17 protein-coding genes and 1 other annotated feature are annotated in these 22,630 nt (G+C 43.0%); of the genes, 4 read left to right on the forward strand and 13 right to left on the reverse strand.

The window, feature by feature from the left end:
- Window positions 1-66: 66 nt before the first annotated feature.
- The 4 genes from MKZ16_RS18990 to MKZ16_RS19005 form a co-directional block, all read right to left on the reverse strand.
- Window positions 67-1,668: a hypothetical protein gene (locus MKZ16_RS18990; protein ID WP_076106317.1), complete on the reverse strand. Its 1,602-nt coding sequence runs from the start codon at window positions 1,666-1,668 to the stop codon at window positions 67-69.
- A complete protein-coding gene (locus tag MKZ16_RS18995) occupies window positions 1,661-2,374 on the reverse strand; it encodes an ABC transporter ATP-binding protein (protein WP_036688363.1) in 714 nt (237 codons plus the stop codon). Before MKZ16_RS18995 ends, MKZ16_RS18990 begins: the two co-directional genes overlap by 8 nt.
- 1,290 nt (window positions 2,375-3,664) lie before the next feature.
- Window positions 3,665-5,404, reverse strand: coding sequence for an ABC transporter ATP-binding protein (locus MKZ16_RS19000; RefSeq protein WP_076106319.1), 1,740 nt, complete (start codon window positions 5,402-5,404; stop codon window positions 3,665-3,667).
- Window positions 5,401-7,137 carry an ABC transporter ATP-binding protein gene (locus MKZ16_RS19005; protein ID WP_076106321.1) on the reverse strand — a complete coding sequence of 579 codons (1,737 nt, stop codon included), beginning with the start codon at window positions 7,135-7,137 and terminating at the stop codon, window positions 5,401-5,403. The genes MKZ16_RS19000 and MKZ16_RS19005 overlap by 4 nt, the downstream gene beginning before the upstream one ends.
- Window positions 7,138-7,287: 150 nt before the next feature.
- Here MKZ16_RS19005 and MKZ16_RS19010 point away from each other — a divergent pair, with 150 nt between their 5' ends.
- Complete coding sequence (locus MKZ16_RS19010; RefSeq protein ID WP_036688370.1) at window positions 7,288-8,157, forward strand: LysR family transcriptional regulator; 870 nt, start codon at window positions 7,288-7,290, stop codon at window positions 8,155-8,157.
- 8 nt (window positions 8,158-8,165) lie between these two features.
- Here MKZ16_RS19010 and metG read toward each other — a convergent pair whose 3' ends face one another.
- Complete coding sequence (metG, locus tag MKZ16_RS19015; RefSeq protein ID WP_076106323.1) at window positions 8,166-9,812, reverse strand: methionine--tRNA ligase; 1,647 nt, start codon at window positions 9,810-9,812, stop codon at window positions 8,166-8,168.
- Window positions 9,813-9,855: 43 nt separating this feature from the next.
- Window positions 9,856-10,117: a binding site (T-box leader), on the reverse strand.
- 125 nt (window positions 10,118-10,242) lie between these two features.
- On the opposite strand from metG, the gene MKZ16_RS19020 reads away from it, so the two are divergent.
- Window positions 10,243-10,719, forward strand: a complete 477-nt coding sequence (locus MKZ16_RS19020) for a DUF4362 domain-containing protein (RefSeq protein WP_076106325.1) — start codon at window positions 10,243-10,245, stop codon at window positions 10,717-10,719.
- 48 nt (window positions 10,720-10,767) lie between these two features.
- Here the strand turns inward: MKZ16_RS19020 and htpG are convergent, their stop codons facing one another.
- Window positions 10,768-12,648 (reverse strand): molecular chaperone HtpG, encoded by a 1,881-nt coding sequence (gene htpG, locus MKZ16_RS19025; RefSeq protein ID WP_076106327.1) that lies wholly within the window; start codon window positions 12,646-12,648, stop codon window positions 10,768-10,770.
- 253 nt (window positions 12,649-12,901) lie between these two features.
- On the opposite strand from htpG, the gene MKZ16_RS19030 reads away from it, so the two are divergent.
- Window positions 12,902-13,324: a VOC family protein gene (locus MKZ16_RS19030; RefSeq protein ID WP_081384079.1), complete on the forward strand. Its 423-nt coding sequence runs from the start codon at window positions 12,902-12,904 to the stop codon at window positions 13,322-13,324.
- Here the strand turns inward: MKZ16_RS19030 and MKZ16_RS19035 are convergent.
- Window positions 13,295-14,170 carry a LysR family transcriptional regulator gene (locus MKZ16_RS19035; protein WP_036688377.1) on the reverse strand — a complete coding sequence of 292 codons (876 nt, stop codon included), beginning with the start codon at window positions 14,168-14,170 and terminating at the stop codon, window positions 13,295-13,297. The two genes, MKZ16_RS19030 and MKZ16_RS19035, sit on opposite strands and share 30 nt — an antisense overlap.
- 121 nt (window positions 14,171-14,291) lie before the next feature.
- Between MKZ16_RS19035 and dapA the strand changes: the two genes are divergently transcribed.
- Complete coding sequence (dapA, locus tag MKZ16_RS19040; protein WP_076106330.1) at window positions 14,292-15,188, forward strand: 4-hydroxy-tetrahydrodipicolinate synthase; 897 nt, start codon at window positions 14,292-14,294, stop codon at window positions 15,186-15,188.
- 189 nt (window positions 15,189-15,377) lie between these two features.
- Here the strand turns inward: dapA and MKZ16_RS19045 are convergent, their stop codons facing one another.
- The 6 genes from MKZ16_RS19045 to rny all read right to left on the reverse strand — a co-directional run bounded on the left by MKZ16_RS19045 (window position 15,378) and on the right by rny (window position 22,441).
- Window positions 15,378-16,766: a DEAD/DEAH box helicase gene (locus MKZ16_RS19045; protein ID WP_036688380.1), complete on the reverse strand. Its 1,389-nt coding sequence runs from the start codon at window positions 16,764-16,766 to the stop codon at window positions 15,378-15,380.
- An 869-nt stretch (window positions 16,767-17,635) separates the two neighbouring features.
- Window positions 17,636-18,208 carry a phosphate propanoyltransferase gene (locus tag MKZ16_RS19050; protein WP_036688383.1) on the reverse strand — a complete coding sequence of 191 codons (573 nt, stop codon included), beginning with the start codon at window positions 18,206-18,208 and terminating at the stop codon, window positions 17,636-17,638.
- Window positions 18,209-18,346: 138 nt separating this feature from the next.
- Complete coding sequence (locus tag MKZ16_RS19055; RefSeq protein WP_076106332.1) at window positions 18,347-19,312, reverse strand: dipeptidase; 966 nt, start codon at window positions 19,310-19,312, stop codon at window positions 18,347-18,349.
- Window positions 19,313-19,433: 121 nt separating this feature from the next.
- Window positions 19,434-19,694 carry a stage V sporulation protein S gene (locus MKZ16_RS19060; protein ID WP_019910496.1) on the reverse strand — a complete coding sequence of 87 codons (261 nt, stop codon included), beginning with the start codon at window positions 19,692-19,694 and terminating at the stop codon, window positions 19,434-19,436.
- A 199-nt stretch (window positions 19,695-19,893) separates the two neighbouring features.
- On the reverse strand, window positions 19,894-20,688 hold the full coding sequence (locus MKZ16_RS19065; protein ID WP_076100408.1) for a TIGR00282 family metallophosphoesterase: 795 nt from the start codon (window positions 20,686-20,688) through the stop codon (window positions 19,894-19,896).
- A 211-nt stretch (window positions 20,689-20,899) separates the two neighbouring features.
- Window positions 20,900-22,441: a ribonuclease Y gene (gene rny / locus MKZ16_RS19070; protein WP_036689085.1), complete on the reverse strand. Its 1,542-nt coding sequence runs from the start codon at window positions 22,439-22,441 to the stop codon at window positions 20,900-20,902.
- Window positions 22,442-22,630 lie beyond the last annotated feature (189 nt).

The raw sequence follows: 22,630 nt of genomic DNA on the forward strand, positions 1-22,630 counted from the left end.
AAAATAAATCTTGGCACAAATAAAGGGCATCCCAGCAGCCGATTTCGGCTTTTGGAATGCCCTTTTTTAAAGAGCCCGAAATAAAAGTTCTCCTTTGGACTGAATGTATCTATACATCACTCCACATGCCACAAATATCACCACACCAATACCTAACATAACGAGATTACCATTTAGATCGGATAAAAGAAAACTCAAACCAAATGGAATCAGCAAGCTGATAAATCCTATAATCATCGCTACAAGGACCGAAGCACTTTGTTTAATTACTGAGACTTCGTTAGTCCACTCCAGTTTAGGAAGCTTCAAGTTAACGATCACACCTACCATTGCAGTAAGACAAGCGTATAGGACGGGGATTATTAGCAATAACAAGCTCTCCATCCAGCCTGTGCCCAGAGAAATCATTAGAAGCACACTACTAACAATCACAATCGGTACTGTAACGGTGAGATTCACTACGATTTTACTAAATAATATAGTTCTTGTCGGGACAGGTGCGCTTTTTAAAATCCAAATATGGTTACCTTCAAGCGAAATCGAACTCGATGTCGTGCAGCTTAATGCTACAAAGAGGGAAACAAATAGTGGCGCCAATCTGCTTAGATAGTTAGAGAGTTCAGGTATCTCAATAATTTGTCCTAATTGCTCTGAGCTAACAAACAGTAAGGTAATCGCCATGACAAGTAACATAACCATACCGATACTCGTATTTAGCACATATATAGAAGAACTGAAATAGCGGCGCAGCTCTTTTTTATACAATGTGTAAAGCGGTGAAGAGACTTCAAGTGACCTCATTTGATACTTATTCTTTGAATAAGAAGTCGTAAGGCCTGTGTGTATTGCTTTATATTTGCTGCCAAGAATAAGGGTAAACAACATAAAAGAAAGTAACGAAATCCCTATAAATAATAGTAAAGGAGCTACCTGATACGAGCAGACAGCATCTACATACATAACCGTCAAAGGATATAAGTTGAAGATTTGATCGGCAATTTGTGTGCTCATATCCGCAAGTAACTGCGGGTCATTCCCATTCATTTGGCCTGAACCCAAAATAATAACAATGATTACGGCAAAAGTCAGAATGAGACTTATTAAACGACTTCCTTTAAAACGTGAGGAAATCCAACTAATCAATGCCCCTATAATTGTTGCAGCAATGATCGGCACTAATGGGATAAATACCAGCGTTATCATGAAAAATAAATAATATACTACTGCCGGATTTACCTTTATAGCATAAACTACACCTGCTGGCACCATCACCATCAATGAGAACAGTATATTCAGCACATAGAGCTGAACTACACGGCTTGCTACGATATGGCTCGTTTTGATAGGCAACGACATTACGAGATCGTAATCTTTGGAGCCAAATAATACCCCACTCGCCTTATAGATCGTTGTAAAAAATCCAATCAAGCAAGTAACAGCCATCATAATCGCAAGCAGCAGCTCTGGCCGGCCTATCTGTTCAAGGGTCTCTGCTATCATGAAGCTATATCCAAACGAAACTACTGCCATCATGACAATCCCTATTAAGATACCGATGCTCAGCAAAAGCATTTTTCGTCTTTCTTTCATATCCCGTGTATGCAAAGCTTTATTTAACCCAAAGGATGAGATCAGCTGAATTTTCGTCAATCTCCAGATATTAATCATGTTTTATCAACTCCAAAAACACATCTTCAAGGCTACTGTCACCTTTCACCTCTTCTGTTTTCCCATGAGTGATCAATTCACCCGCTTTGATAATGGCAATCTTATTGCAGAGCTTCTCGGCCACATCCAGTACATGCGTCGAAAAAAAGATCGCACTGCCCTGGCTGCAAATCTCCGCCATGATTCTCTTGAGCGTGTGTGCCGCTTTTGGATCAAGTCCCACAAAGGGTTCATCCAGAACGAGCAGCTTCGGTTTATGAATAAGCGCGGAGATAATCGCGAGTTTCTGTTTCATACCATGAGAATATGCGGAGATTAAATCCCCCAGATTAGAGGTAATCTCAAATTCATCGCTATACTTCTTTATCAATAACTCCCGATCCGCTTTCGATACACTAAAAAGATCACCAATAAAATTCAAGTACTGAATGCCCGTCAGATGATCGTATAGATCCGGATTATCTGGAATATACGCAGTAATCGCTTTGCAGGCTAAGGGATCTTTTTTAATGGAGTACCCACCAATCTCGATATCTCCCTCCTCAAAATCTAAAACTCCGACCACTGCTCGGATAGTTGTTGTTTTCCCCGCACCGTTATGACCGATAAAGCCATAGATGTCACCTTTTTCGACCACCAAATTCAGATCATTTACCGCCTTCTTGCCACCCTTGTAGCTCTTGGTAAAATGTTTGATTGTCAACATCTTGCCACTCCCCTTCCAATCTCATAACACTCTCGACAAGCCATATTTACTATAGTTTCGTCGTCTTCAATATACGTTTCTTATAATACGTTTAGCCCGTCCAGATAGTTCATTCGTTCACAAATATTTTTATCGGAAATTCCCACCCTATAGCGCGCGAGGTGAATAGTAACCGGGTCCGTAAGGGTAAGCAATTTACTTTTGAACGCTAAACAATCGACTTCGTTGGTGCCACGGTGTATAGGACCGAGGCGCCCTTATTTCACAAAATCATGCCTTTTTCCACTCCGTTCGGACTCAGATGCAGCTATTGTGCCATATCCACTGCATTTTGCTGCAAAATCAGCCGAATAAGTGCTTTACAGTCCGTTACTTTGAAATAAGGCGCCAAAAACACTATTTAGCTGCAATACGGTCCGCAAGGGTAAACAAACTACTTTGCTGACGATGTGATAGCTACTTTGGAACGCTAAGCAAACGAATTTCTAAGCATTCTACACTGGAACAGAAGCAATCTACCTTTGGCGATGGCTGCCATTGCAACGTATTGGACCGAGGCGCCCTTATTTCACAAAATCATGCCTTTTTCCACTTCCTTCGGACTCAGATACAGCTATTGTGCCATTTCTGCTCCTTTTTGCTGCAAAATCAGCCGAATAAGTGCTATGCAGTCCGTTACTTTGAAATAAGGCGCCAAAAACACTATTTAGCTGCAATACGGTCCGCAAGGGTAAACAAACTACTTTGCTGACGATGTGATAGCTACTTTGGAACGCTAAGCAAATTACTTTGGGGACGGTGAGATAACTAACTTTGGAACGCTATCCAAACTACTTTGGGGACGCTGAGTTAGCTCCTTTGGAACGTTAAGCAAAATACTTTGGGGACGCTAAGCTAACTACTTTGGAACGCTAAGCAATCGAATTTCTAAGCATTCTACTCCGGAACAGAAGCAATCTACCTTTGGCGATGGCTGCCCTTGCAACGTATTGGACCGAGGCGCCCTTATTTCGCAAAATCCCACCCTTTTCCACTCCGTTCGGACTCAGATGCAGCTATTGTGCCATATCCGCTCCTTTTTGCTGCAAAATCAGCCGAATAAGTGCTATGCAGTCCGTTACTTTGGGGAAAGGCGCCAAAAACACAATTTAGCTGCAATACGGTCCGCAACAGTAAGGTAAGGTAAGGTAAGGTAAGGTAAGGTAAGGTAAGCCAAGCTAACTATCCACCCAACAAAAAGAGCATTCCCCCCAAATTCGGGATTGAATGCTCTTTTTTTAAATGCAAAGTCTACGCTGATGCGAACTGACTGTTATATAATCTGGCGTAATATCCACCGCTGGCTAGGAGTTGATCATGCGTACCACTCTCCACAATGTCTCCGTCCTTCATGAAAAGAATGAGATCCGATTCTCGAATCGTTGACAAACGGTGGGCAATTACAAAGCTGGTCCGGCCTGCGATCATTTTTAGAAAAGCCTTCTGAATCCGTACCTCAGTCAGCGTATCAATACTGCTGGTGGCTTCATCCAAAATGAGCATAGGTGGATCTACGAGCATCACTCGTGCTATGGTTAGCAGCTGCTTTTGTCCTTGCGACAAATTATCTCCTGAGCCACTGATCTTCGTATCATATCCCTCAGGCAGGCGTTTAATGAAGCTATGAGCATTAGCAGCCTTTGCAGCAGCGATGACCTCTTCTTCGGTAGCCTCAGGTTTGCCGTAGGCAATATTTTCTCTAATTGTGCCGCCAAACAGCCAAGTGTCCTGCAACACCATCCCGAAATTACGCCGCAGACTGTCACGGGTAATCGTCTTGATATCCACGCCGTCAATCTTGATGGAACCCCTATCCACATCATAAAAACGCATAAGCAGATTAACCAGTGTCGTCTTCCCCGCTCCCGTCTGCCCTACAATTGCAACCCGGGTACCTGGTTTCACTTCCAGACTGAAATCATTAATCAGAGGACGTTCAGGATTATAAGCAAAGGATACTTTTTCAAAGGTAATCGTTCCTTGACTTGTATTCATAATTTTGGCGTCTGTTGCATCAGCTGGTTCTGGCGATAGGTCTAGAATGGCGAAAATTCGCTGCGCTGATGCTGTTGCCGATTGAAGCTGCGTAATCACACCTGTAATTTCATTAAACGGCTTAGCAAACAAGTTGGAGAAGATCAGAAAGCTGGACAAATCCCCTACCGTCACAAACCCGCGAATCACCATAACACTTCCGATCATCGCGATAACAGAGAAGGTAATATTATTTACTAACCGTGTTGTCGGATTGGACAAGGAACCGTAAAATTGTGATTTCACGCCAGTCTGGTACAAAGTCTCGTTTCGTTCTTCAAACTGGGTCAGTGCACGGTCTTCATAATGATAAGCAGTGACCACTTTTTGTCCGCCGATCATTTCCTCCACGTATCCGTTGAGACCGCCCAGAATTTTAGCCTGCTCCTTAAACATCTTCTGGGAGCGCATCGTAATGAATCTTGCCACAAAAAATGTAACGGGTGCTGACAGAAGAACAACTAAGGTCATTAAAGGACTAATGTACAACATGAGTGCAATTGCCCCCACGATGGTGATGATCCCCGTGAGCAGTGTTGAGAAGCCTTGCAGCAGTCCATCAGAGACCGCATCCATGTCATTAACAAACCGGCTGATGCTGTCCCCTTGCGGGTGGTTATCATGAAATTTTAACGGCAAAACATTTAATTTATCAAAAAGCTCCCGCCGTAAGTCATATACAGTCCGGTAGGCAATTCGATTAGTCAGGTAGGTAAGAAGCCATCCGAAAAAGCTGCCGACAATATACACCCCTGCCAGAATCAAAAGCAGTCTAAGTACGGCGTCAAAATCAACCTCTCCCGGCCCGATCATAAAATCGATGGCGCTGCCGATAAGCAACGGGCCAATTAGACTGGCAATCACACTGAGTATTGCGCAGATTACTGCACCTATAGCTATTTTTTTATAATGCCCTGTGTATACAATAAGTCTTTTCCAAATGTTGTTTTTGTTCATTGGCCCGACTCCTCACTTGATAGCTGGGACAGGCAGATTTCTTTATACTCTTCACAACCCCGCATCAGCTCCTCATGGGTTCCGACACCGGCGATCCGCCCTTCCTCAAATACCATTATTTTATCCGCTTGTCTTACAGTGCTTACCCTCTGCGAGACAAGGAGCACGGTCATTTCCTGGCTGCTCTCTTTGAGAGCCTTACGAAGTGCCGCATCTGTGGAGAAATCCAGCGCACTGGAGGAGTCATCCAAAATAAGAATCGATGGCTTACCTACTACTGCACGAGCTATGGTTAAGCGCTGCTTTTGTCCACCGGATAAATTTAATCCACCACGAGATACTTGCGTATTCAAGCCTTCGGGTAATTTACGTATAAACTCCTCCGCTTGAGCGATAGAGGCTGCCTGCATGATTTCTTCCTCAGTTGCATCTTCCTTACCCCAACGTATATTCTCAGCGATTGTTCCTGTAAACAACACAGCTTTTTGCGGTACAATCCCTATTTTCTCACGAAGCTGGTGCAGCTTGTAATCTCTGACATCCACACCATCCACTTTCACTTCACCTTGCACCACATCATAAAAACGAGGGATCAAATTCACAAAAGTAGACTTACCTGAACCCGTACTGCCAATCAGGCCCACAGTCTCTCCGCGATTAATTACTAAAGATATATCCTCTAATGCCGATTCACCTGTCGTATTATACCCAAAGGATACGTGATCGAATTGTATAGCAGGGGCAGCAGGGGCAGGTTCTGCAATCAATGCATTTCCTTCCTCGGACACGGATACCTTAACACCAAGCACTTCATTCACACGATTCGCTGAGGATGAGGCTTTTGTAAAAATAATAACCAAGTTGGAGACCACTATCAGCGCCAGCAAGATCTGAGTGATGTAATTGATGAAGGCAATGATCTCCCCTTGAGACAATCGGCCCCCATCGATATGAATTCCGCCTACCCACAAAATAGCTATGATCGCCGCATTTACTACAAGTGTAGTCATCGGCCCAAGCAAAGCAGAAATCCGCGAAACCCGGATCGCCGTAGTAGTCAAATCATCAGATGAGGCATCAAAACGTTCTTTTTCTGTACGTCTTTTGGCAAAAGCACGAATCACTCGAATCCCCGATAAATTCTCACTCAGTACGAGCGCAAGGGCATCCAGCTTCTGCTGGTATTTTCGGTACAAAGGAGCACTGCGGGTGATAATAAAATATAAAATAATGCCAAAAACCGGTGTTGCCGCTATTAGAATCAGCGATAATCTAAAATCCAAAATCATGGACATTAGGATAGCCCCGATGCAGATAAACGGTGCACGAATAACTAGACGAATCAGCATGGCCACAGCAATTTGCAGCTGGTTTACGTCATTGGTAATCCGATTAATCAGTGTAGGCGTACCTAAGGTATCCAGTTCAGCATACGACAAGGATGTAATATGTCTAAACATCTTATTGCGTAGTGTCGTACCGAATCCCTGTGAAGCCCGGGCTGCATAATATTGGCATACCATGGAGCAGCCGAAGCCAAGCAGTGACATCAGCACCATTAGGCCACCCATGCGGTAAACATAGGCGCTGTCATGATTGCCAACCCCGTTGTTGATGATCAATGCGACAATGGTAGGCAAAATCAGCTCCAGAATCGCTTCCATCAGTTTGAAGATCGGTCCAATGATCGCTTCTTTTTTGTACGGCTTTAAATATACTGCAATTTTGAACAAATTTATCCACACCCAACATAAGAAGTATTTAACCACTTGAAATATGTATAAGAACAGTTATGATTATGGCATATCTACTCACATATTAATAATATTGGATTCGTATCGCTCCCATACGATTAGCATATCTCAAGTTCGGAGGATTTTTATATGGATATTAGACAGCTTAAATATTTTATGGCGATAGCTGAGGAAGGACAGATCACATCTGCAGCCAAAAAACTGCAAATGGCCCAGCCTCCGCTGAGCCAGCAGCTAAAGCTCCTGGAGGAAGAACTCGGTGTAAAGCTAGTGGAACGAGGTCCACGCAGCGTGCAGCTCACTGAAGCTGGAGCCATTTTGCGGGACCGTGCCCAACAAATTCTGGAGCTGGCAGATTCCACTGCCCGTGAGCTCACTGATTTTGTCAAAGGTTTAAAAGGAACCCTAGCCATTGGTACAGTTTCTTCCTCTGGAGCTACGTTGCTTCAAGATCGGCTATGTGAATTTCACAAAACCTATAAAGGTGTGAAGTTTGAGATTCATGAAGGAAATACCTTTAGAATCATTGACCTCTTGAATAAAGGCATTGTCGAAGTCGGAATTGTAAGGACACCCTTTAATGGTACAAATTTAGAGTGTCTTTACACACAAGCTGAACCTATGATTGCCGTAATGACACCTGAGTATGACTGGAAAACGGATGAAAACTTTATTGAGATCGGTGAGCTAAAGGATAAGCCGCTTATTATCTACCGCCGTTTTGAGCAGCTTATCCGGGAAACATGTCTTGAGAACGGCTTTGATCCGCTGATTTTCTGCATGAATGATGATGCTAGAACAACACTGCTCTGGGCAAACGCTGGTCTTGGCATCGGAATCATTCCCAAATCCGCTTTCGAATTAACGAGTAACAGTAATTTGATCTATAAAGAAATCAGTAGTGAATCACTACGCACGCGGGTCGCCGCCGTCTGGATTAAGGATAAATACTTGTCATCATTGGCTTCAAAGTTTATTGAGAGTTTCAAGAATGGATAATACCAGCTCTATTTATTCACTTGTTGTTGAACGAGCCTATCCTCTTCTTCTTTAATACGGTTAATATTAATTCGTTCAAACAATAATTGTAAATCAGTAACCTGTTGGTAAGGGGGTACCGAGCAAGGCTGCCAATTCGGTAGTTCTAACGACAGGAACCCCCTGATCTTGTCACAAGAGAACGGCAGAAACGGATGTAACAAATTCGCTAGGTTCGCAATAATCTGCACACATGTGTATATTGCAGAATCACAAGAAACCTGATCCTCTTTTATCTGTATCCATGGTTTTTGCAGGTCGAAATACTGGTTTGCCTTGCGCACATAAGAAAAAATATACTCCAGCGCATCTTTTAGATTCCCAGCCTCAATAAGCCGCCCTGATTCGAGATACAAGAGGTCAATGTTGTCATTCCACCCCTTATCCAATTGCCCATTCGGCACTTTCCCTTCATAAAACTTATCTACAAAAGCCAATGAACGATTCACAAAGTTACCAAATGCTCCAAGCAGCTCTCCATTATGGCTATAAATAAACTCTCTCCAGGAAAAATCCGTGTCCCGCTTCTCGGGTCCATTAGCAATTAAGAAATAACGAATAGAATCTGGCTGATACCGCTCTAAAATATCAGGTACCCAGACCGCCCAGTTTCGGCTAGTGGAGAACTTCTGCCCTTCAAGGGTTAAATATTCGCTAGATATAATCCTGTCCGGTAAATGCAGACCTCCAGCTCCTAATAACACAGCCGGCCATATTAAAGTGTGAAAAGGAATATTGTCTTTACCATGCACATAATAAGCAGTAATCTCCCCTTTTTCCTCTAACCAAAAATCCTCCCAGCTTCCTCCGGACTGTGCAACCCACTGCTTACTGGCTGATAAATAACCACTTACCGCCTCAATCCAAACATAAATCTTTTTATCTTCAAATCCAGCCACAGGAACATCTACACCCCAAGACAAGTCTCTTGTTACCGCGCGGTCCTGCAGCTCTTCTTGTAAATAACGTTTGGTCAGTTTTATAGCGTTATCTCTCCAAAATTGTGCTTCCTTTACATATTCCGTTAATTCAGACTGAAAATTAGATAAGCTAAGATAATAATGTTCTGTCGGCCTTTCTGATGGTGTATTACCACATAATTTGCATACTCTGTCTAACAAATCGGCAGGATCTAGAATCGTAGAACAATAATCACATTGATCCCCTCGCGCCCGCTGGCCACATACCGGACAAGTCCCTTCCACATATCTGTCTGGCAAAAAGCGCTGATCCACCTCGCAGTAACATTGCGCAATGGTTTTTTTATATAAATGACCATTCTCTAGTAGCTTTGTAAACAACTCTTGCACGACCTTATGATGCTGCTGTTGATCCGTTCGAGTATATAGATCATAACTAAATCCCAGCTGTTCAAAACACTTCAGAAACTCTTCATGATATCTGCTTGCAAAAGCTCCGGGCGTAATCCCTTCATTCGCAGCCTGAACCGCTACGGGTGTTCCATGGCAATCACTGCCTGATACATATAATACGTTATCCCCTTTGGAGCGAAAATATCGTGCCAGCACATCCCCAGGCAACACACTTGATAATCTCCCAAGATGTAAAGATCCATTCGCATACGGCCAAGCGCCACCTATAAACACATTACTCATTAACCTTTTCCTCCTTTTTTAGACAACAAAAAAACTCCCATCCACAAAGGACGAGAGTTCTACTCACGTGTTACCACCTAATTTTATAAATGCCTCATGACATTTACCTCTTCAGGTACGACGTTAATTAACGTTTATACCCTAGCACTGTAACGGATGCAGGTTCCGGCGCAGCCTACAACCCATAAGGTTTCGATGCGCAGCTCTGAGACCATATTCCCAAGGGTTTTCTTTACTCCTTTTCAGCGACCGGAGCTCTCTGTTGAAAGAATTGCCGTGGTACTCTTTCTCTTCTTTGCTTTTACATATTCAAGTTAGAGAAAATAATACTCAATTTGTTGTTTATTGTCAATGTGAAAAATCAAGCTCACTGTAACTTTTCCAGTTAATCTCCGTCTTTTATATAAATACGTTACAAGGAGGTTCCTCAGTGAAAAAGGTAAATTTGCTTACACTCTCTTTTCTTTTACTAGGAGGAGTATGGGGTTGTTCCGATAATAAAGTTAATTCTCTTCCCAAAAGTGAACCCTATACTTCCAAAGAAGCCATCAGTAGAGGGGATATTGTTTCTTGGGAAAAAGTGTACAACCTAGATAAATTCGAGAAATTTATAACTAATCTCTCCAGCAAAAAAGCAGACAATATACGCGTTACAAGTTACACAGATGAAGGCGATCCTATATTTAAGGATTTGAAATTTGACGGTAACGTGATTAATTATAGCTATGATACCTCTAATGATGCATTCGGTGGAAGCAACACAGGAGTCAGAACCGATACCTGCTCCGAAGTGACGAGTAAAAAAAGCACACAAGGTGAAATTATCTATTCGATCAGCGGTTGCACAAATAATGACTCTGAAATTGATTACTACTTTTTCGCACAACAAAATGAAATGCTGAAATAAAAAAGACCACCCAATCATAATACAATTGGATGGTCTCTGTACTTCATATTATTTCATGATTTTGCAAATATCATTGGTGAATTGAACAGGATCACTAACCTGTAGACCTTCGATCAACAGCGCTTGGTTGTACAGCAGGTTCGTGTATAAACCGAGCTTTTCTTTGTCGTTCTCTGCTGCCGCCTTCAAGGACTGGAATACTTCGTGATGGATGTTGATTTCAAGTACCTTATCCGCTTGCACCTCTTGGCCATTCGGCATCGATTTCAGAATTTTCTCCATCTCGATCGTCAGCTCACCTTCTGCAGAGAGACATACCGGATGAGTCTTTAAACGTTTGGAAGCTTTAACATTTTTCACTTTGCCGGACAGGATGTCCTTCATCGCTTCAAAAAGCTCCTTGTTTTCGTTCTCTTCCGCTTCTGTTGGCTTGTCCGCTTCGTCGGCTTCGATCCCCAGATCTCCGCTGGATACGGATTTAAATTCTTTTTCCTTATAAGACTGAATCATCTTGATCGCAAATTCATCAATATCATCAGTGAAGTAGAGAATTTCATACCCTTTATCCGATACAAGCTCGGTTTGCGGGAGCTTCTCGATTCTGTCGATCGACTCTCCGGAAGCATAGTAGATATACTTCTGATCTTCTGGCATTCTTGAGACGTATTCGTCCAGCGTAACCAGCTTCTTCTCCTTGGAGGAGTAGAACATTAGTAAATCTTGAAGGGTGTCTTTGTGCATCCCATAATCGTTATAAACACCAAACTTAAGCTGTCTGCCAAAAGCATTATAGAACTGCTCATATTTCTCTCTTTCATCCTTCAGCAGGCTTTGCAGTTGGCTTTTCACTTTATTCTTAATGTTCTTAGCGATCAGAGTCAGCTGACGGTCATGCTGGAGCATCTCTCTGGAAATGTTCAAGGAAAGATCCTCTGAGTCCACCATACCTTTTACAAAACTGAAGTAATCAGGCAGCAGATCCGCACATTTGTTCATGATCAACACACCGTTGGAATAGAGCTCAAGACCTTTTTCATATTCCTTTGTGTAATAGTCAAACGGTGTATTTTCTGGGATGAACAAAATCGCATTGTACACTACAGCACCATCAGCACTGATATGAATATGTTTAAGCGGCTTATCGAAGCCGTAACGTTTCTCTGCATAGAAGTTATCGTAATCTTCTGTAGTCAGCTCGCTTTTATTCTTGCGCCAGATTGGCACCATGCTGTTTACGGTTTGTTCTTGAACAACTTCTTCGAACTCGTTCTCCGTGCCTTCTTTTGGCTTTTGTTCCTTCACGTCCATTTTGATTGGGAAACGGATGAAGTCGGAGTATTTTTTAATGATGGATTTCAGGCGATATTCTTCCAAATATTCATCATATTGATCTTCTTCAGTATTCTCTTTAATCTTCAAAATCACATCAGTGCCGACAGAATCCTTCTCAACAGTCTCGATGGTATAGCCGTCAGCGCCCTTAGACTCCCATTTAAAGGCCTCGTCGCTGCCTAATGCCTTACTGATCACTATAACGTCATCAGCCACCATAAACGCAGCGTAGAAGCCCACCCCGAACTGTCCGATGATGTTGTGGCCATCTTTAGCTTCGTTCTCTTTCTTAAAAGCAAGAGATCCACTCTTCGCGATTGTACCTAAGTTATTCTCCAGCTCCTCTTGTGTCATCCCGATACCTGTATCGGAAATCGTCAAGGTTCTGTTCGCCTTATCGGCGGTCACTTTAATATAATAATCCTCTTTATTGAAGACCAGGCCTTCATCAGCTAAGGCTTTGTAATAGATCTTATCAATCGCATCACTTGCATTGGAAATCAGTTCACGCAGGAAAATTTCCCGTTGAGTATAAATGGAGTTAATCATCATTTCCAGCAATCTTTTCGATTCGGCTTTAAACTCTTTTTTGGCCATGAATAAATAAATCTCCTTTCAAAATAACCTTATTATTCATCATTCCGTGATTAGCACTCTTCTTAGATGAGTGCTAATTCTTCTTTTTATATAACATAAACTCATTTTCAATGTCAAATTTTTTGGCTACTTTCATATGAAAATATAACCATTTACAATTCCCTTGCAATCCTATTGATTGTATGATTTAAATAGATTAGATACATAATTTCCAAATAAAGGTTTATCCATTTCGGATTTGGGAGGTCTTTAAATGAATGAACAAGCAATGTCCGCTTTAAATTCCACAATAATAAGCCCCGTAAAGAACTTAATTGGCAGTGTATTCATTCCCGTACATGATATTGAAAAATCCCGTCGCTGGTATTGCCAAGTCCTGGGGCTTCCAGAGACAGATTGTAAGATCATGAACGGTCATTTATGCCCGCTGCCTATGCAGGGAAACACTGGAATCATACTGGATACCATGCCGTTGTGGGGCGGCTTAGAACCTGAAGGAACACCGCCCATTACAACACCAGCTTTTTTGTTACTGACCGATGATTTGCAAGCCTCTTTCAATTATGTGAAGGCTCTCGGTGTAGAGCTAGTAACTGAAATTCAAGATGAGCATTGGTTTGTTGTGAAAGATCCTGATGGGAATAAATTAATGATTTGCAAGCAACATTTGGATTAAAAATTGCAGCGGTTGTGATTTCCACTTCTTAGGGTGCATCAAAAGCTGCAGATCAAAGTGAATTTCGGGATGAATAAAGGACAGCTCCGCCAAGCTTCCTCGTTCAATTTCTTCCTCTGCCACGATTTTTGGTAACAAAGCAATTCCAAGGCCATTCATTACACAACGTTTGATGGCCTCCAGATTCGAAAGCTCAAAACCAATGCGGAATATGATCCCGTGCTCTTTTAACAAATTCTCGAACAGACTGCGGTAAATACAGCTTTCCTCCGAGACTATTAGCTCACAGTTATTCAGATCGTTTAGGGTTACCGTATCCATCTGGGCAAGCGGATGATGAATGGGGGCTATCAATACAAGCGGCTCATCTCTGACGATCGTACGCTCAAGGATGGAATCCGCAGTGGTGCGATCCAACATTAAGCCTAGATCTACTTCGCCATCTTTTATTTTGGCAAGAAGATTAGCTTCCTGCATCGTTTGCAGATGAATATCCAGCTTCGGAAATTTAGTCCTTAGCTGCTGCAGGTAAGGAGGTAAATAAAAGGCCGCTAAAGAATCTATCGTCCCAATAGTTATCGTTCCTCCGATTTGCTGGGCGATGGTTTCTTTTGAACGATCATACAAATCCAAAATCTCCACGAACAGCTTCAATAACTCTTCTCCTGGCGGGGTAAGCCGCAGCTGACGGCCATGCCTCTCTATTAAAGGTACTCCATATTCCTTCTCTATCTTCTGTATCTGCATCGTCACACTTGATTGTGCATATCCCAATTCTTCAGCAGCTCGCGTAAAGCTCTGACGTTTAGCCACCTCGCGGAAGGTTCGTAAATAGGTTAAATCCATTACCTCACCCTAACATCAATATTTTTGATGATCCATATCATTTATTATAGCTAACGACGATGCTACTTTCCATGGTAAAGTGTATGTAGAGGAATTAAAATATTTTGGAGGCCGATAATTTATGCTTACAGAACAACAGATTTATGGAGTTTATGTCCCCGTGGTCACCCCGTTCAATGCTGCTGGTGAAGTTGATTTGGATTCGTATCAGCGTTATGTAAAGAACATTATTAACAACAGCATACAAGGTCTGGTCGTTAATGGAACCACCGGAGAATCGCCCACTGTAACCGTAAATGAAATGCAGCTTCTAGTAAACACTTCCCGTGAGCTTCTACAATCCACATCAATCCCCTTAGTAGTTGGTACAGGTACCAATGATACAGCCTCTACGGTTGCACGCACGGAAATTGCTGCAAACCTTGGTGCTGATTGTGCACTAGTAGTCGTACCTTATTATAGTCGTCCTTCACAAGAGGGTATCATTGCCCATTTCCGCAAAGCAGCAGAAGTAGGCATACCTATCATGGCTTATGATATTCCAAGTCGTACAGGTACCGCCATGACGGTAGATACTGCACGTACAATCCTAGAAATGAATAATGTTGTCGGTTTAAAAGACTGCTCAGGCAGTACAAAAATGGTTACGGAGTTAGTCCGTACAGGTGCCAAACCTGTGCTTGGCGGCGATGATTCCCTCTTTTATGAAATGCTTAGCTGCGGAGCAGCTGGGGGTATGCTCGCTACTGCCAACGTTTATCCGGCAGAATGCCTTCGTATCTTTGAAGCCTTTACATCTGGTCAAGTGGAATTCGCTAAAGAAAGCTTTGAACAACTACTGCCGATCATCCGCCTATTGTTCAAGGAATCGAATCCCGCTCCAATTAAATGGATGCTTAACCAAAACGGCCTACTATCCTCGGATACGCTTCGCCTCCCTATGACTTCCATCAGCACAGGACTTCAGCAAGAACTGAGCCCCTATGTTCAGGACAATACAATTGAAGCAACCGCATAAATGAAATAACAACAGCCGTTGTACAGTGAGGAACTGTTTAGCGGCTGTTTTTTGTTGTAAATCATCAGGACATAAAACATAAAAAACTGCACCTCCAAATGTTAGTTGTGTCTAACAATTGGGGTGCAGTTCAATTTACTCTGACGGTTTTTTATAATGCTATAGAAAACGATACGCATTCAAACTTACTTATCTGCTGCTCGTTTTTTGTCTTCCTTTTGTGAACCACTCGGACTTTGGCTTCAATGGAGGGTTAGACTTAGGTTTTGCTTTAGCTGGTTTGGATGCCGCTGATTTTGTTGCTGCCGGTTTTGTTGCCGCAGGTTTAGCAGTTGCTGGTTTAGAGTTCGACGGTCTGGAAGACGATGGTCTCGAAGCTGCTGCTTTCGAACCTGACGGTTTCGCAGAACGATCTGTCTTCATTTGCGTTTTACGAGACATCGGATAAGGATGATCCTTAACTTCCGGAATCGATTTTCCAATCAATTTTTCAATATCTTTAAGGAAAGGAAGCTCTTCAGCTTCGCAAAAAGAAATTGCCGTTCCGCTCAATCCCGCTCTGCCTGTACGACCGATCCGGTGCACATAGGTTTCCGGAATGTTCGGTAGATTGAAGTTGATTACGTGAGACAGCTCATCAATATCAATTCCCCGGGCAGCTATATCCGTAGCTACGAGAACACGAGTCGCACCGCTTTTAAAATTCCGCAAGGCGTTCTGGCGATCATTTTGTGATTTATTGCCGTGTATGGCTTGAGCAGAAATGTTCACTTTAGCCAGATCGCGGGTAACACGGTCCGCACCACGTTTGGTACGAGTAAACACCAAAGCTGAGACGATGGATTTATCCTGTAACAGCAGGTTCAATTGGTTTTGCTTATTTCCGTTCTCTAATAAATAGATCGATTGATTGATTCTATCCGCAGTAGATGACACGGGTGTGATCTCTACCTTCACTGGATTCACAAGCAATGTTTTGATCAATTTAGAAATTTCAGTTGGCATCGTTGCCGAGAAAAACAGAGTTTGCTTCTTCGTAGGCATTTTGGCGATGATTCGTTTCACATCATGGATAAAGCCCATATCCAGCATCCGGTCAGCTTCATCCAGAACTAAAATTTGTACATATTGCAGATCTACACGTTTCTGATTGATTAGGTCGATAAGTCTACCAGGGGTAGCAATAAGAATATCGGCACCTTGATTCAGTGCGCGTTCTTGCACTTTCTGTGACACACCGCCAACAATGGCAGCAGAGCGGATATCTGTATATTGGCTATACGCTTTTATGTTATCAGCAATTTGAATCGCTAGTTCTCTTGTCGGTGTTAAAATCAACGAGCGAATGCGTCGCACATTATTGGATTTGTTTGGGTTGGATTGTTCGCTTAACAATTGAATAATAGGCACGGAAAATGCAGCTGTTTTTCCTGTTCCCGTTTGTGCGCATCCAAGTAAATCTCTACCCGCTAATACAGCTGGAATCGACTGCTCCTGTATTGGTGTAGGTGATGTATAGTTTTCTTTGCTTAAAGCCTTCAAAATTGCAGGCACAATATTCAGTTCATTAAATGTCATTGGGTCTCCTTAATTTCTAATACATATATTCTTAACAATAAATCCTTTTGTCACGTCATAAACCATAATCATAACACAATAAGTTACATAATAATAGATTTTCTTTATCATCACACCAATTTTCATTAAAAATCCATTTCAGGATACTATTCGTACTGCTCTTACAGAAATATTTTGCTAACCGTAAAATACTCCTCCTCAATTTATCCTGGGCGTATCTTTTGTTGATCCTGTTGATCCTGTTGATCCTGTTGAGCAATCGGACTCAGACGCCCTTATTTTGAGGATTCATGGTTTTTGGCGATGCTATCGGACTCAGATGCAGTTATTCACACCTTCGAAGCCCAGTTCAATACAAATATAAGGCAATAAGAGCTATGCGGTCCGATACCTTGGCAAAATAGATCAAAATGCTGAAATAGCTGCGATACAGTCCGATATGTACAAGCGGTCGGGTAAACCACGCAAACTTTACAGCACGCGGATCAGACACACAATCCTTACAGCACGCAGATCAGACACACAATCCTTACAGCACGCAGATCAGACACGCAATCCTTACAGCACGCGGATCAGACACGCAATCCTTACAGCACGCGGATCAGCCACACAATCCTTACAGCACTCAGATCAGACACACAATCTTTACAGCACGCGGATCAGACACACAAACTTTACAGCACGCGGATCAGACACGCAATCTTTACAGCACGCGGATCAGACACGCAATCCTTACAGCACGCGGATCAGACACGCAATCCTTACAGCACGCGGATCAGACACGCAATCCTTACAGCACGCGGATCAGACACGCACAAAAAAGCGGAGGATTTCTCCCCCGCTTCTTATCTTTGCTATAACTATGATGACTATTCTACGATTTCAGCAGTATCGCCGTTGTTGGCACCTGCAGCGTTAGCTTCGTCAGTGTCAATATGCATATCCAGTTTAAAGCTGTCTGATACGCGTGCAATTACGTTCTCCAATACGAGACCACGATCGCCTCCGAGACGAACTTTAAGCAATTGCTTATCAGCAATGCCCCAAGCTTCAGCTTCAGAAGTATGGAAGTGAATGTGACGAGCGGCGATGATAACGCCTTGTTCCAATTCTACTTCGCCAGCAGGTCCTTTAAGCGTAATGCCAGGTGTTCCATCAATATTTCCAGATTCGCGAACTGGAGCTTTCACGCCAAGTGCGAAGGAGTCAGTACGGGAAATTTCTAATTGGGAAGCCGGACGAGCAGGTCCCAAAATTCTTACTTTGTCAAATTTACCTTTGCTGCCGATAACTGCTACTTGCTCATTTGCTGCAAACTGTCCTGGTTGAGAGAGGGGTTTGAACTCCGTTAGTTGATATCCTGGGCCAAACAAAGCCTCCACATGCTCTTGCGTAAGGTGAATATGTCTAGCCGACACACCTACGGGTACAGTCTTACTCATAGTAAAGTCACTCCTTGTATTTTCTCTAGTATCTGTACAAGCCATTAACCATTATACATCTTCTTAACCAAAAATAAAAAGCCCCACATCATAACGAGGGCCTTTTTTTCGACAATTCATACTTTTAGAACAGGATTGTCATGATTTAGACACCTGTGAAGGTAAGTTTGTACGCAAGTAGGAGACCGCATTCTCATATAACCAACCTTTAACGGAAGCTTCTGGATAGTAACGAAGCAGGTGCTCCGCAAGCTCAGGGTATTTTCCCGGATGCTCCATGTTCTCTACCCAAGTGTCAATGCCGTCAAAATCCGAACCAAACATCATATGTTTCTCGCCACCCAGACTACATACATGATCAATATGCTTTAATAAATCATCCATACGAGCTTTTCCATCATCACATACAAACCACGGATAAAAGGTCAGGCCCATTCTTCCGTCCATTGCAATTAATGCTTTAATCTGTTCATCATTTAAATTTCTAACATGCCCGCAGATCTTTGCGGCGTTCGAATGGGAAGCTATAAACGGACGTGTGCTTAAGTCGGCTAGCTCCCAAAAACCTGCTTGAGACAAATGTGACACATCAAGCAACATTCCACTGTCGTTGCACCATTCGATCAGCTTTCGCCCTTTTTCCGTAAATCCGCCGTTGCGCTGCTCCAATACTCCGTCCGCTGCCCAATTGGCATAATTCCAAGTGATCCCCAAAAACCGCACGCCAAGCTCAAAGCAGAGCTGTGCATAAAATAGGTTCCCTTCTAGACCGTCTACACCCTCCAGAGAGAGCATTCCCCATGGAGGTGCTCCAACTGCTCGTTTACCTACCTCCTCCTTCCAACGCAGCCACTGAAGGCTCTCTGCGCCTAATATTTTTTTCCGGAACAAATCAATTTGTCCTAAAACATTCTCAAAGCTAGGTCTACCTCTACTTGCCGAAAGGTATATCGCAAAAATCTGCAATTCTACACCGCCCGCTACCAACCGCTCTCCGGTAACATCCAACCGGGGATCATTTTTAAAATCCATATCCGGTGATGCTTGCATTTTACTCAGCACATCACAATGAAAATCCGCAACCTGTAGCTTATCGGTTCTCATCCCAAGCCCTCGCTTTCATGCAGCCCTATTCCAGATTCTATGCTTAAAAACGCCAGACTATATACCAAAAGCAAAAAACCTGTTTACATAAGTAAACAGGTTCATCCGTTCTATGCTTCTATTATCTGGGTTCTACAATCAATTTAATCGCGGTTCGATCCTCTCCATCAATCACAATGTCTGTAAATGCCGGAATGCAGATCAAATCTACTCCGCTTGGTGCAACAAATCCCCGGGCAATGGCAACTGCTTTGACTGCTTGATTCAGTGCTCCAGCTCCAATAGCTTGTAATTCGGCCGATCCACGTTCACGAAGAACACCTGCTAAAGCGCCGGCGACGGAATTTGGATTGGATTTAGCTGATACTTTTAATACATCCATAGTAAGTACCTCCCCTGGGAAAATAATGGTGTTCTTCCACTACTTTAGATGTTATTCGCGAGAGAAGAAATAATTCCTTCTTTTTGCGGACTACTCTGGAGAAAATGGTACAATAGATACTCTTTTTCGATATAATAAATATCACACTTTACCCTTATTCGGCGAAATTACCCAGAAAATCACTTATCTTATCCTACTACTAGCTCATTACCCATTCATCTTCACGTAGCCGTATTTTCTCCAGACGGGTAGCCGCGCCAGTATTCTCGTCTAATTCTGCAAATAAACCGTGAAGCTGCCATTTGCCTTCATCAACAACAAATCGTGCTGGAAGCTGTGTAGTGAACTTATAAAGTACTGCATCTCTTTCCATACCCAGAATCCCTTCACTTGAACCAACCATACCCGCATCGGTCAAGTAAGCCGTTCCACCTGGCAAAATCACATCATCATTCGTCTGCACGTGAGTGTGGGTCCCAACTACAATTGATGCGCGACCATCCATGAAATAGCCCATTGCGATTTTTTCAGAGGTAACCTCTGCATGGAAATCAACGAGAATGCATTTATGATCTCTACGTAGCTCTTCCACAATTTCTTCACCCACACGGAAAGGGCAATCAATCGCAGGCAAAAATGTACGGCCTTGCAGGTTAACTATAGCCAGCTCTTTCCCGTTACCTTTAACAACCGTATATCCTCTTCCTGGTGTTCCTGGAGGAAAATTAGCAGGACGGATAATCCGGGCCTCATCGTCGATAAACTCGAAGATATCCTTGTTGTCCCATGTGTGATTACCCATGGTGATTCCGTGAACGCCCCAGTTAAAAAATTCATTTGCGATCGCTTTAGTAATCCCTCTACCGGCAGCAGAATTTTCACCGTTAACTATGATTATATGTGGTTGATATTTGCTTTTTAATGAGGGCAACATCTCCCGAAGTGCCTTCCTACCTACACTACCTACGATATCTCCAATGAATAGTACTTTAATGTTTCTCTCCTCCTAATCTTAACCTCTTCATCTAACGGATAAGTCTTCATATTTAAAAGAAAAAAGGCCCCGCTTAGGGGCCAATTTTCATCAAATATAAGAAAGTATAAGTTATATCTTATCCTTTAACCTTATATTCCTAGCAGAAACATGTACCAGGAAACGATCATAAATATCGTTATTTCCGAAGCGTATGTTATCTACTTATTGCCTATTTAGCGTATTCAACAGCCCGTGTCTCACGAATAACGGTAACCTTGATATGTCCTGGATAATCCAGTTCACTTTCAATCATCTTCGTAATATCGCGAGCAAGACGGAATGCCTCTGCATCGTCAATCTTCTCTGGCTGTACCATCACGCGCACTTCACGGCCCGCTTGAATAGCAAATGATTTCTCAACGCCTTCGAATGACTCTGAGATTTCTTCCAGTTTCTCTAGACGTTTAATATACGTTTCCAGTGTTTCACGGCGAGCACCAGGTCTAGCAGCCGACAATGCGTCAGCGGCGCCAACCAACATAGCAATAACCGAGGTAGCTTCGCAGTCTCCATGATGAGATGCGATACTGTTGATAACAACCGGATGTTCCTTATATTTCTTCGCTAGTTCAACGCCGATCTCAACGTGCGAACCTTCCACTTCATGATCCAGCGCTTTGCCGATATCATGAAGTAATCCTGCACGTTTTGCAAGCACGATGTCTTCCCCAAGCTCACCGGCCATCAGTCCTGTTAAATAAGCAACCTCCATGGAGTGCTTCAATACATTTTGACCATAGCTTGTACGGAATTTCAGACGCCCCAGAATCTTGATCAAATCTGGATGCAAACCGTGAACGCCCACTTCGAAAGTAGCTTGCTCACCATATTCCCGAATCCGTTCGTCCACTTCTTTGCGGGATTTCTCCACCATCTCTTCAATACGAGCGGGGTGAATACGTCCATCAGCCACCAATTTCTCAAGTGCCGTACGGGCCACTTCACGGCGGATTGGATCAAATCCCGACAAAATAACTGCTTCCGGCGTATCATCAATAATGAGGTCGATACCTGTAAGAGTTTCCAACGCACGAATATTACGGCCTTCACGACCGATAATCCGACCCTTCATCTCTTCATTCGGCAACGTAACAACTGAAACCGTTGTTTCCGCCACGTGATCAGCTGCACAGCGTTGGATAGCGAGTGTAATGATTTCACGGGATTTCTTATCCGCTTCTTCTTTCGCCTGCTGTTCAATTTCTTTGATCATTTGTGCCGTTTCATGGCGAACTTCTTGCTCAACATTGCTAAGAATGATACTTCTTGCATCTTCGATGCTTAAATTGGAGATACGTTCCAATTCAGTGACTTGGTTTTTGTAAATAACATCAATTTGCTGTTGGGTTTCATCAATTCGTTTCTCTTTGTTAGCTACTTGTTCTTCTTTTCTTTCAAGCGATTCCATTTTTTTATCCAGAGATTCTTCCTTTTGCAGCAAACGTCTCTCTTGCCGTTGGATTTCATTCCGACGTTCACGAGTTTCTTTCTCAGCTTCAGTACGGATTCTATGGACTTCGTCCTTAGCTTCCAATACTGTTTCTTTCTTCAGCGCCTCAGCGTCCTTCTTCGCATTCTCAACGATGACAACGGCTTCTCTTTCTGCGCTTTGGATTTTAGCTTCTGCAAGGGATTTACGAATAAAATAACCGAACCCAAAGAATATTGCAGCTACAACGAGAACGATAATGACCCAGATCCATGATTCCAGCATCTGTTCACCTCCTCGTTGGTTCCTCTCCAAGGTATATCCCTGGGAATTGTGCAGTTGTTTAACTATCCGTTCATCACCATACAAAAAACCGGTAAACAACCGATTGCCATACTGCACATGCTGCACATGCACACTGCCCGCCTTATCCGGCGATTACATTTCATATGAGTTGTACGTGAACCGTTT

It is taken from the genome of Paenibacillus sp. FSL R5-0928, assembly GCF_037970385.1.
Lineage (GTDB): Bacteria > Bacillota > Bacilli > Paenibacillales > Paenibacillaceae > Paenibacillus_AQ > Paenibacillus_AQ odorifer.